Source organism: Mucilaginibacter sp. P4_D1 (assembly GCF_056401935.1).
Map to the genome: position 1 here is coordinate 154,491 of NZ_JBFUIJ010000001.1, position 13,191 is coordinate 167,681.

The following is a 13,191-nucleotide window of genomic DNA, read 5'->3' on the forward strand; positions in this document are numbered from 1 at the left end:
GTTTTTTAATTCGATTGATTGAGCCCCCCATATTTATTTTAATTACGTCTTTAGTAAAATAGTATAACTGCTGATAGATGAACTACAGGGAATTATCACTTCTGTTTGAAAAACTGGTAAAAAATGAATGCACTGAAGAAGAAGCAGATTTGCTGTTAAAGTTGCTGTCAGACAGATCTTACGACGGCATGTTCCGCCAGTTGGCAGAAGAGCAATTGCAGCAAACTGAGCAGGGTGTAAACCCAAACGACGTGTCTGAAGAATCGCTGAACCTTAAATTGGAGGCGATTTTAAATTCGGGTTTGCCAACAAAAAAAATCAACAAAAAAAATGTCCGCCATTTATACAAATGGTATGCTGCTGCTACCATGCTGTTGTTTTTGGCTATTGGCGCCTATGTTTTCAAAAAAAATAAACCGGCAAATTTGGTGTCGAATAAACATCAGCAAAAAATTACGTTTGGCGGCAATAAGGCCGTTTTAACTTTAAGCAACGGTCAAAAAATTAACTTACAGGATGCGGCTAACGGTGCCATAGCTGCCCAATCGAATTTCACTATTACAAAAACAAAGGAAGGGCTGGTGGTTTACCAGGCCAATGCTTCCGGCGAAGGAGGCAGTGCCGCATCGGCAGCGCCTTTATATAACACGATTACAACACCCGATGGCGGCCAATACGAAGTTGTACTTCCCGATGGATCAAAGGTGTGGTTAAATGCTGCATCGTCCATAAAATTCCCGGCGCAGTTTGCGGCAGATAAACGTTTGGTTGAGTTAACCGGCGAAGCATATTTTGAGGTGACGAAAGTTTTTATTCCCCTAAAAAAGGCAAATAAGTTTGAAAAGATGCCCTTTGTTGTTTCGAGCGGCCGCCAACAAATAGAGGTGTTAGGTACCAGGTTCAACGTAAATGATTACAGGGAAGAGAGCAGTGTGAAAACAACCTTGCTTGAAGGATCGGTAAAAGTGAATACGCTTAGCGATGACGGCCAGCAAACATCCCCCTCATCAGCAATGCTCAGGCCGGGGCAACAGGCAAACCTGGATCGTGGTAACATAAAGGTTAGTGCGGCTGATACCGCTTCGGCAACTGCGTGGAAGAACGGCTTTTTTCAATTTGACAACGAAGATATTTATGTGGTAATGCGAAAAATTGCCAGGTGGTATAACATTGATGTGGATTACCGTGGAGACATGCGCGGTAAGGTTTTTTCAGGCGTGATATCAAAATATAGCAACGTAACCGAGGTACTGAAGATGCTGCAGTTAACCGGCAGTGTTTCGTTTGCCATAAAGGAGCGAAAGATTACCGTGTTTTAACATTTTTCACCAATCATTGGTCTACTGTTAAGTCAACAGTACTAAGTCTAATGGTTAATTTTTTCTTTTTTGACTTAGAACTTAGAACTTAAGACTTTGGGCTAAAGACTATCCGTCAATTTATCATTGACATGAAACTACAGCCTTAAATATTAACTATGGCAGCTATAGTTGCTGACCACCTTTTTTTTAGGAAATATTTTCTTTAATCCCAATCTACCTGGTCCGAATGAATCACTTCGATGATCTTATATTACTATGCTTATACTCTATTTATAAGGTTCTGGTTAATATTTAGTGTGCTACTTTATTAATAATAAATTGATCCCCCCCCTTTTATCCGCCACCTCCGTCTTTACAATAACCAATACCTAAATGAGCTGTGTGGCGTGCTGTTTTGTTAAAACAATCACGGTTGTCATGAAGCTATAAATGGGTTTTCAATAAAAGAAAACAATAACCAGCCTAAAAAACGAAAGGAGAAGTACTATGAATTAACCTTACTAAGCCTCAAGGTAAAAACAAAACCAGGGATGCTTGCGACAACCCTGGTCAACGTTGGCCTATTGAAATCATTCCCGTTATAGAAACAACTTTCATTTCATAAACCTAATTCCAAATGTATAAAACTTATACGGCATTTTGTTGCGGCATAAATTCCCGCGTAATGCTCCAATTCATCAAGATAATGAAGCTTACCATTATTTTAATAATTGCCACTCTGCTACAGGTTAGTGCTGCCAGTTACGGGCAAAAAGTAAACCTGGCAGTAAAGGAGGCATCGCTTGAAAATGTTTTAAAGCAGATAAAAGCACAAACCGGCTTTAACCTGCTTTACAATCCCAATGCGCTTAAAGAAACCAAATTGATCAGCCTCGATCTTAAAAACGCTTCTGTTGATTATGTGCTGCAAAAATGTTTCGACGGACAACCCGTTACCTATCTCATCGAGCGAAAAACCATTATTGTTAAAATGAAGCCCCCGACGATAGTGTTTGACGAAGTAAAGGACGAAAATCAAAAAGTTACGGTAACCGGAACAGTGAGGGATTCGCTTGGTACCTTGCCTGGTGTAACCATCAAGATAAAGGGCACCGGTTTAGGAACAAAAACCGATGAGAACGGAAAGTTTGTTCTGGATATACCCAATGATAATGCGGTACTGGTATTTTCTTTTGTTAGCTATATTACGCAGGAAGTGCCTGTAGATGGAAAAACCGTCATCAACGTACTGCTAAAATCAAATAAGAATTCAATAAGCGAGGTGGTTGTAGTGGCCTTTGGTACACAAAAGAAAACCGATTTGGTTGGCTCGGTTACTTCCATTAAACTGTCCGAGCTTAAAATTCCATCAAGCAACCTTACAACAGCGTTGGCAGGCCGCGCCGCAGGGCTTATTGCCTTTCAACGTGGAGGCGAACCCGGCAAGGACAATGCTGATTTCTTTATCCGTGGTGTTACAACATTTGGCTATAAAAACAACCCGTTGATATTGATTGACGGTATGGAATTAAGCACCACTGATCTGGCCCGCTTACAACCAGACGATATTGCCAGTTTCTCTATCCTGAAAGATGCCACATCTACCGCTGTATACGGTGCACGGGGGGCCAACGGTGTAATTTTGGTAACCACCAAGCAAGGTAAAGTAGGTAAAGCACAAATAGCATTCCGGTTAGAAAACTCCATTTCAACTTCGGTACGGGATATCGAAATGGCCGATCCGGTTACTTACATGAAACAATCCAATGAAGCGATATTAACACGTAACCCATTGGGCATAACCCTTTACAGCGACGAGAAGATAGCAAACACTGCGGCCGGGTTAAATCCTATTATCTATCCCGCCAACAACTGGAAGAAGCAGGTTTTTAAAGATTATACCATGAACCAGCGCGCTAACCTGAATGTAAGCGGTGGCGGCGATGTTGCAAAATACTTTGTTTCGGGATCTGTAAACAGGGACAACGGCATGTTGAAGGTTGATCACCGAAACAATTTTAACAATAATATTGATTTAACAAGTTACTCGCTTAGATCAAACATTACCATAAACCTTACTAAAACAACGGAAATGATTGTCCGTTTAAGCGGCAATTTCGACGATTATACCGGCCCTTTAGATGGGGGAGCGGAAATGTACAGAAAGGTTATGCGCTCCAATCCTGTACTATTCCCTCAATATTACCCGGTAGACGCTGATCATGCGTTTGTTAAACACATCATGTACGGCAATTATGACCAGGGCGGCTATACAAATCCCTACGCAGATTTGACCAAGGGGTATATGAACTATTCACGATCACTGATGCTGGCACAGTTAGAAGCCAAGCAGGATCTGTCTGGATTAATCGACGGGCTTTCTTTAAGTGCCATGATGAACATTAACCGTACATCATATTTTGATGTCAGGCGGTCATACAATCCTTATTTTTATTCGCTTACCGGGTATGATCCTGTTGCTAATACCTATTCAATAACAAATATTAACGAACCCACCGCAACAGAATACCTTGACTACAACCAGGGAGGGAAAGATTTGAATTCTACCTTCTACGCGCAATCCATGTTAAGTTATAACCATCAGTTTAAAAAGCACGGCTTTAGTGGTTTGCTGGTATATATGATACAAAATAACATCAGCGCAAACGCTCCTGATCTTCAGCAATCTCTTCCCTTCAGAAACGTAGGGGTATCAGGAAGGGCAACTTACAATTACGATAGCCGCTATTACCTGGAGTATAACTTTGGTTATAACGGATCTGAAAGATTTTCTCAAAAACACAGGTTTGGCTATTTTCCATCTGCCGGTGTTGCCTGGAGTATATTCAATGAAAAATTCTTCGAAAATATTAAGCCCGTTGTTAATAACCTTAGGTTGAGGGCCACTTACGGGTTTATCGGAAACGATGCTATCGGTTCGCCGTCAGATCGTTTCTTTTACCTCTCTAATGTGGATATGAATGCCAATTACCGGGGTGCTACTTTTGGAAACGGCCAGGGAGCAGGCACTTATTTAAACGGTGTAAACATATCCCGCTACGCCAATGACGACATCACCTGGGAAAAATCGACAAAAACAAACCTGGCGCTTGAAATAGGGCTTTTTAATAAGCTGAAGATAAACGCCGAGATATACTCCGAAAAGCGTAAAAACATCCTGATGTCGCGTGCGTCAATTCCGGTTACCATGGGTTTAACTGCCGATGTACGGTCAAACGTGGGCGAGGCTGCAGGAAAAGGAACTGATATTTCGATAGATTACCAGGACAATATAGGGAAGGATTTTTGGTTTTCGGCAACCGGAAACTTCACTTACGCCAGGAGCAAGTATACCGTTTACGAAGAGCCGGTTTATGACGAAAAATATCGCAGCCGTATAGGGAATCCTATTTTTCAGGAATACGGATACATTGCAGAGCGGCTTTTTGTTGACGATGCAGAAGCGCTGAATTCTCCGAAACAAAACTTTGGCCCTTACGGCGGCGGCGATATAAAGTATACCGATGTAAACCGCGATGGTCAAATTACAGATGCAGATCGTGTTCCTATCGGCAATCCACGATTACCGGAAATTGTTTATGGGTTTGGATTTTCTATGGGGTATAAAAACTTTGATTTTTCGGCTTTCTTCCAGGGGTTGGCAAATGAATCATTTTGGATTGATGCCAACAGTACATCACCGTTTAATAACCAGACACAATTATTAAAAGCCTATGCCGATAGTCACTGGTCTGAAGATTCACGTAATGTTTATGCCCTTTGGCCAAGGTTAAGCCCGGATATTAACAATAACAACAACCAAACCAGTACCTGGTTCATGCGCGACGGTTCATTTTTGCGCCTGAAACAGGTTGAACTTGGGTATAAGATCCCTCAAAGTTTACAGAAGAGTTTGCACCTCTCCAACTTCAGGATCTATGTGAACGCAACTAACCTGCTTAATTTCAGCAAGTTTAAATTATGGGATGTAGAAATGGGTGGCGATGGCCTTGGCTATCCTATTCAGCGCGTGTTTAATATTGGTTTAAATGTATCAATAAGGTAAATACCGCATTAGGGCGCAATTAATTTATACCAGTTAAATTCATAAACACACATATTATGAGAAAATATATTGTAACAGGAACTTATGCATTGCTCTTTTTAGCTGCATTAACTTCCTGCAAAAAGTTTTTAGATGTAGTTCCGGATAACGTGGCCACCATAGATAACGCCTTTACCATGCGTACCCAGGCTATGAAGTTTTTATTTACCTGTTACTCCTTTATGCCAAAAAATGGCCAGTTAGGCGATGACCCGGCGATGGTTGGTGGCGATGAGCTATGGGAAATTCCCGAAAGGGGCGCCTATTTAGATATGGCCAAAGGCTTTCAGAGTAAGGTTGGTCCGCTGGGCGATAGGTTTCAGCCAATGTACCAGGCCATCAGGGATTGCAACATTTTCCTTGAAAATATTGGGAAAGTACCCGATATGCAGGAAACAGAAAGAAGACGATGGATTTCGGAAGTGAAATTTCTTAAAGCCTACTATCACTTTATCCTGGTGCGGATGTACGGGCCTATTCCGCTCATCAAAACTAACCTGCCTATTTCGGCAGATGTGAACCAGGTAAAAGTAGTTCGCGATCCTGCAGATTCTTGTTTTAGTTACATCGCAAAGCTGCTTGACGAAGCAGCACCGGGGCTGCCCTTAACAATCATCAGCCCAACTACCGAAGCAGGGCGCATTACACAGCCCATCGCACTATCGTTAAAAGCAAAGGTATTGGTTACCGCGGCCAGCCCGTTATTTAATGGTAACACCGATCAGAGCAGTTTAAAAAACCTGGACGGAACACCGCTATTTAATACCACCTATTCAAAAGTAAAATGGGATTCGGCAGCTACTGCCTGCAAAAGGGCTATAGATGTGTGCGAATCTGCCGGTATAAAACTGTATGTTTATAACCCGGCCTTTCAACAATTTACCCTTACAGATACCATTAAAACGCAGTTAAGCATCAGAAACGCCGTTACCGAGAAATGGAACAGCGAGATCATCTGGGCTAATACCCAATCAAATACGGCTGATTTACAACGGTTGATATCAAGCTGGTGGGATCCATTATACCTTGACGGCGTTATTACAAGGGGAGAACTTTCGCCTCCTTTAAAAATTGCCGAACTGTTTTATACCGCTAATGGTGTACCCCTTGATGAGGATAAAACATGGGATTATAACGGACGTTATGGTTTAAGAACCGCAGGGGATGCCGATAAGTTGTACATACGGAAAGGCTATACCACCGCCGGACTGCATTTTAACAGGGAACCACGGTTTTACGCAGACCTTGGCTTTGATGGCGGAGTATATTATGGCCAGGGCCGCTTTGATGATAAAAAATACATGGACCTGTTTTATCTGGAGGGCAAGTTTAAACAACGGGATGGTAAAGGCAAATACGGTTATAATACGGTAACGGGATACAACCTTAAAAAACTGATAAATTTTCAAAATACAATCAACTCATCTAACGATTACTCGGTTATTGACTATCCTTATCCTATAATGCGTTTATCTGATTTGTATTTGCTTTATTCTGAAGCGTTGAATGAATCAGGAGGGCCGTCGCCTGAGGTAAATAAATACATCGACCTGGTTAGGAAACGCGCCGGTTTAGGTACCGTTGCATCATCATGGACCAACTACTCTACCAATCCGGTAAAGTTCCAGAACCAGGATGGTATGCGTGCTATTATTCACCAGGAGCGCCTTATCGAGCTGTCTTTCGAATCGCAACGCCTGTGGGACCTGCGCCGGTGGAAAGAATCATCCAAAGAGTTAAATAACTCAATTAAAGGCTGGGATCTATCGCAAACAACCCCCATATCCTATTACCGCATCACTGTGCTTTTTAACCAAACGTTTGGGGCAAAAGACTACTTCTGGCCTATTGCAGAAGGTAACATGACCGCTAACAGGAATTTAGTTCAAAACTTAGGTTGGTAAAAATATCATTTACAGGTTGATCACATAAATAAAACAGGAAAAATGAAAAAGATATATTTTATAGGAGGGTTGCTCGTAGCCCTTTTAGGGTACAGTTGTTCAAAAGAAGGAAGATTAGACTTTGTAGATTCAAATGCACCAGCTCCTGCGCAAATAAGCGCGGTAAAGGTTGATGCAACTCCCGGGGGAGGCATACTAACCTATACGCTTCCGGCCGACCCTAACCTGGCTTACGTAAAGGCCGTATATGAAATACAGCCGGGTGTTTTCAGGGAGGCAAAATCATCAAGATATACAGATACATTACGTTTGGTGGGTTTTGGTGATACATTGAAACATGCGGTAAAGGTTTATAGTGTGGGTAACAATGAAAAGGCGTCGGACCCTATTTCAGTTGATGTAACGCCCAAAACACCGCCCGTTAAATCGGTGTTTAAGACCTCGAATTTTTCGGAAACATTTGGCGGCGTAAGCGTCTCGTTTAAAAACCCCGATAAGGCAGATTTGGCTATTGTGGTATTAAGAGATACCACAGGCAATAACAATTGGGTAACCGTGCGCACGTTTTATACCGCCGCCACCGCCGGTAATTTTGCCGCCCGTGGCTTTGAATCAAAACCCCAGAAATTTGCGGTGTTTATACGCGATCGCTGGAATAATAAATCAGACACGTTGGTTAAAACACTGACCCCTAAATTCGAGATTGAAATTCCGAAAAACACCTTTAGTAAATTGGTATTGCCAACCGACCAAACTGAGCTTGCAGATCCGGGTTTTAACATCGAAAATATTTGGAACGGGCTGGCCGACAGGCGAATTTATGCTTCATCAAATGCCTCATCGTTGCCGCAATGGATCACCATTGATTTGGGTAAAAAGGTTTTGATGAGCAGGTTTAAAATGTGGATGGAACCTAATGACCATTGCTACACAGGATCGGGTTTAAAAAACTTTGAACTATGGGGATCAAATTCGCCCGATCCGGATGGCGGATGGACACAGTGGACCTTGCTGGGCAATTTTACAACATTTAAACCATCGGGCTTGCCGCTGGGCCAAAAAACCAACGAGGATATCAATTATGCTACCAACCTGGGTGCCGATTTTAATTTTGATGTGCAGCCCTCTGCAGTACGTTACCTGCGTTTAAAATCGCTGGAAACATACAGTAGTCCGGGCCAGGTGGTAATCATGGAGATGACGTTTTTTGGCCAGATAGTACAATAGGTATTTTACTTAATTAATCGTAAAAATCATATAATGAAAAAGATATTGCATATCGGACTAATAGTATTCATTACTATTTGTGTTTTTGCAGCTTGTACCAAAATGGATGCAACCTACAAACAATTTGTAGTTCCGGGTGGATTAACCTATACCGGGAAAGCTACTGCGCCAAAAGCTTATTCGGGCCTTAACAGGATCAAGATAGCATGGCTAAGGGGATCGGACCCATCGGTAATAAAAGCCAAAATTTTCTGGAATAATTTTAAGGATTCTTTGTCTGTTGATATCCCGCCTGCCGGGGATACCGTAAGCGCGATGATTACCAACCTTGACGAAAAAAGCTATACGTTTGTTATCCGTACCTATGACGGGAAAGGAAATTCGTCCATACCTGTAGAAGTAGTAGGCGGCTCTTATGGTGTTAAATACCAGGCGCAACTGTTAACCAGGCCTGTAAACTCAACCGTTTTAAGTGCCAAGGGCAAGCTTACCATTAATTGGGGTGGCGCCGATGTATCAAACGGGGCTTTTGCATCAGAAGTTAAGTACACAGACGTTGCCGGTAATGTGAAATCGCAGGTGTTTTCGGTGGACCAGAAAACTTCCGAAATAACCGATATTAAACCCAATACAAATTATAAGTTCAGGACGATATTTAAACCTGATTCTTTGAGTATCGACAATTTTTATACCGCTTATTCAGATGGAGGGTTATTTGCATTTGACAAGAAGGACTGGAAGATTATTGACTATTCAACGCAGCACTCAGCAGGAGACAATGCGGTAACCAATTTTATTGACGGTACCGACGCAACACGCTGGCATACCTGCGCCGGCTGTTCAAGCTATCCGCATTATGCAACAATAGATATGGGTATAGAAAGAACAATTACCCAATTTGGTGTTTGGCGCACCACTTTTGAAACCGGAGGTGACGACCGTGGACCTGATAAATTTCAGTTTTTTACCAGCACTGATAATAAAAACTGGGTAAACCAGGGCACGTTTAATTTTAACCGTTTAATTAATGGCGAGCAACGGTATTTGACCCCTAATAATCCAAGGGCAAGATATTTTAAATTTGTTGGCATAAGCGGCCCGCAAAGCTATATGGTAATGGGCGAAATAAGTACCTATGGGTTATAGTTAGCCACTTAAAAAAACACTATAATTTCAAATTTTTAAAAAATTGTTATTGGTTAACAAGGCATGATATGGTTATTTATTGGGAATAACCGCATGCAGGGAAGTAGCAGGAGAAATCCTGCACTTCCTTTTTTAGCGTTAAATACGTTCCAATGCATAGCGTGAAGTTTAAATCAGTCCAATACATCAACATAAATAAACTGAAACTCCCCTGTTATATTTATAAAAAAACTTATGACGATATCTATAAAAAATAGCTTGTCACTCCTCTTCCTTTTTTTCATTACCCAGGTAACCAAAGGTCAAAATGCTCATAGCATTACTCCGCCCAGGTCAGCAAAGTTTGATGCAATTGAAAAAGATTTTAAAATGATTCCGGATTCTATTCAGACCAGTGTTTACTGGTATTGGTTATCGGGTAATGTTTCAAAAACAGGAGTGGTAAAAGACCTGGAAGCCATGAAAAAGGTGGGCATTAACAGGGCATTTTTAGGAGATATTGGTTTAAACGACGTGCCTTATGGGAAGGTTAAATTTCTTTCGGATGAGTGGTGGGATATTTTACATACAGCGCTTAAAACGGCAACACGCTTAAATATTAAAATTGGACTGTTTAACGGACCGGGATGGAGCCAGGCGGGCGGGCCGTGGGTTAAACCGGGGCAAAGTATGCGCTATTTAACATCGTCGGAGGTATTGGTAAAGGGCCCCTTGCTTTATAATAAGCAGCTGCGTGAGCCACAATCAAATTTTCAGGATGTAAGGGTTTTGGCGTATCCGGTTCCGGCTGATTATGGTGCCGATATCAGCGAAGTAAAACCCCGGCTATCATCAGCGCAAGGAATCGACTCATTAAACAACCTGATGGATAATAACCTGGCTACCGGGGTTCATTTTAAACAGGGCCAGCAACTGTCGGTAGATATCAATACGCAAAAGCCGTACACCGTACGCAGCATAACCATCTCAACAACGCATCAGCCGGTTTACCTGGAAGGAGATATACAGGTAAAAACGAAGGATGAATATATTACTGTTAAGCATTTTATTATCGACAGGCGAAGCCCGGCGTTAAACTTTGGCTTTTTGCCCTGGGCCAAATCGGCAATTTCTATACCGGCAACTACGGCTACCGGTTTTAGATTATTGTTCACCAACATCTCTGGTAATTCGGGCATAACAGAATTGAAAATGTCGCCAACGGCGGTGGTTGATAGTTATATGGAAAAAACGCTGGCCAAAGCCTGGCAAACCGAAGACCTTATCTGGAATGCCTATCTCTGGAATCCGCAAGCCAATGAGCAGTCAAAATATATTATAAACCAGGCGCAGGTGATAGATGTTTCAAAATACATGGCTGCCGACGGTACGCTTAACTGGCAGGTGCCTGCCGGCAACTGGATAATTGAGCGCACCGGAATGGTACCCACCAACATGCACAACGTGCCTGCAACGCCCGAGGCCACAGGTTTTGAAACAGACAAAATGAGCAGCCAGCACATTAATGAACATTTTGACAATTATGTGGGGCAGGTATTAAAGCGCATTCCGCCAGAAGATCGTAAAACCCTTACCGTAGTAGTGGCCGATAGTTACGAAACGGGTAGCCAAAACTGGACCGATTTGCTGTTACAGGAATTTAAACAGAAGTACAATTATGATGCTACGCCATTTATGCCGGTTTTACAGGGTAAAGTGGTTGGCAGCGCTACCCTGTCCGACCGTTTTTTGTGGGACCTTAGGCGCCTGATTGCAGATGATGCCGCTTTTAAATACGTGGGCGGCCTTACCAGGAAAAGTCATGAGCATGGACTTACCACCTGGCTTGAACCATACGGTTATTTTGGATTTCCGGCTGAATTTTTACAATACGGAGGCCAGTCGGACGAAGTAGCGGGCGAATTTTGGCTTGACGGGCGTTTGGGTATGTTTGAAAACCGGGCGGCCTCTTCGGTGGCGCACATTTATGGTAAAGTTAAAGTATCTGCCGAATCATTTACTTCGGCGGGGGCTCCCTGGCGCATGTACCCCGGAAATTTGAAGGCACGCGGCGACCGCTTTTTTACTGATGGCATAAACAATACCTTGTTGCATGTTTTTATACACCAGCCCGAGGATGACCCGAAACCGGGCATCAGTGCCTGGTTTGGTACCGAATTTAACCGGGGGAATACATGGTTTTTTGATATGGATGTGTTTGTGAAATATTTAAAGCGGTGCAACTTTATGTTGCAGCAAGGCCAATATGCGGCTGATGCCGCCTACTTTATAGGCGAGGACGCCCCAAGGATAATGGGAGTTACAGATCCTGAACTACCCAGGGGATATTCATTTGATTATATTAATGGTGATGTGATAAAGGGGAGTCTTTCGGTAAAAAATGGAAAGCTTTGCCTACCGAATGGCATAAGCTACAGTATTTTGGTTATGCCTAAGCTTAGCACCATTCGCCCGGAGTTATTGGCTAAGATAAGGGAGTTGGTGCGCAACGGAGCAGTGATATTAGGGCCGAAACCAGAAAGGTCGCCAAGTTTGCAGGGCTATCCACAAGCAGATAAACAGGTAAAGTTAATGGCCGCTGAGTTGTGGGGCAATATTAATGGTACAACAAATAAGGTAAATCATTATGGCAAAGGCCTTGTAATTAGCGGCATGAATATGCAGGAGGCCTTGAACCTGATAGGGGTTGCCCCGGATTTTAAAACAGAAAAGAACGACCCGGTACTGTTTATCCACAGGAAACTAAACAATGGATCGGTTTATTTTATATCGAACCAAAAAAACGAAACGATTAACATTGCCGCGCAGTTTAGGGTAACCGGCAAAAAGCCCGAACTTTGGGATGCCGTGACCGGCACCGTACGCAATTTGCCATCATTCTATTCAACAGCAACCCATACCACCATCCCTTTAAAGCTTGCGGCCAATGAAAGTGCCTTTATTATCTTCAGGAAAGATGGGGCAGGCAGCGATACAACAAAGTCAAATTACCCGGAGCCTAAGCAAAGCATAGCTATAACAACACCATGGGCCGTAACATTTGATAACGCCATGGGCGGGCCGGCAAAACCGGTAACATTCGATACGTTAACCGATTGGTCGCTTAATGCAAATGATAGTGTCAAATACTATTCGGGGGCTGCATACTATCGCAACACCATAAATATAGATAAGATTGAAAGCGGTACAAACTACGTAATTGACCTTGGCCTTGCCCGGGATATAGCCAAAATAACAGTAAACGGTATTGAAATGGGTGGCGCATGGACACCGCCATACCGCCTGGATATTACAAAAGCATTGCGGCCGGGCAAAAATCAGCTGCAAATTAAAATTGTGAATACCTGGGTAAACCGCTTGTTGGGCGATGCCAAATTACCGGCCGATAAAAGGAAAACAGCAGCCCTGTTTGGCCCCGATGCGGGAAAGGGTTTGGAACCATCAGGATTGCTGGGACCGGTAACAGTTAATATGTATACCTATTAATTAGGCGTATATTTACCTGTAA

General features: G+C 42.8%; 6 protein-coding genes. All 6 read left to right on the plus strand.

Features of this window, described 5'->3' with window-relative positions; translation table 11 throughout:
* The first annotated feature begins 77 nt into the window (after window positions 1–77).
* The 6 genes from AC1DV1_RS00640 (at window position 78) to AC1DV1_RS00665 (ending at window position 13,169) form a co-directional block, all read left to right on the plus strand.
* Window positions 78–1,319: a FecR family protein gene (locus AC1DV1_RS00640; RefSeq protein ID WP_477353795.1), complete on the plus strand. Its 1,242-nt coding sequence runs from the start codon at window positions 78–80 to the stop codon at window positions 1,317–1,319.
* Between the two features lie 688 nt (window positions 1,320–2,007).
* Window positions 2,008–5,367: a TonB-dependent receptor gene (locus AC1DV1_RS00645; protein WP_477353797.1), complete on the plus strand. Its 3,360-nt coding sequence runs from the start codon at window positions 2,008–2,010 to the stop codon at window positions 5,365–5,367.
* Window positions 5,368–5,423: 56 nt separating this feature from the next.
* Entirely contained in the window at window positions 5,424–7,310 is a 1,887-nt protein-coding gene (locus tag AC1DV1_RS00650; RefSeq protein WP_477353799.1) for a RagB/SusD family nutrient uptake outer membrane protein, read from the plus strand.
* 42 nt (window positions 7,311–7,352) lie between these two features.
* Window positions 7,353–8,537 (plus strand): DUF5000 domain-containing lipoprotein, encoded by a 1,185-nt coding sequence (locus AC1DV1_RS00655; RefSeq protein WP_477353801.1) that lies wholly within the window; start codon window positions 7,353–7,355, stop codon window positions 8,535–8,537.
* A 33-nt stretch (window positions 8,538–8,570) separates the two neighbouring features.
* Window positions 8,571–9,683, plus strand: a complete 1,113-nt coding sequence (locus AC1DV1_RS00660) for a DUF4998 domain-containing protein (RefSeq protein ID WP_477353803.1) — start codon at window positions 8,571–8,573, stop codon at window positions 9,681–9,683.
* A gap of 234 nt (window positions 9,684–9,917) precedes the next feature.
* On the plus strand, window positions 9,918–13,169 hold the full coding sequence (locus AC1DV1_RS00665; RefSeq protein WP_477353805.1) for a glycosyl hydrolase: 3,252 nt from the start codon (window positions 9,918–9,920) through the stop codon (window positions 13,167–13,169).
* Window positions 13,170–13,191 lie beyond the last annotated feature (22 nt).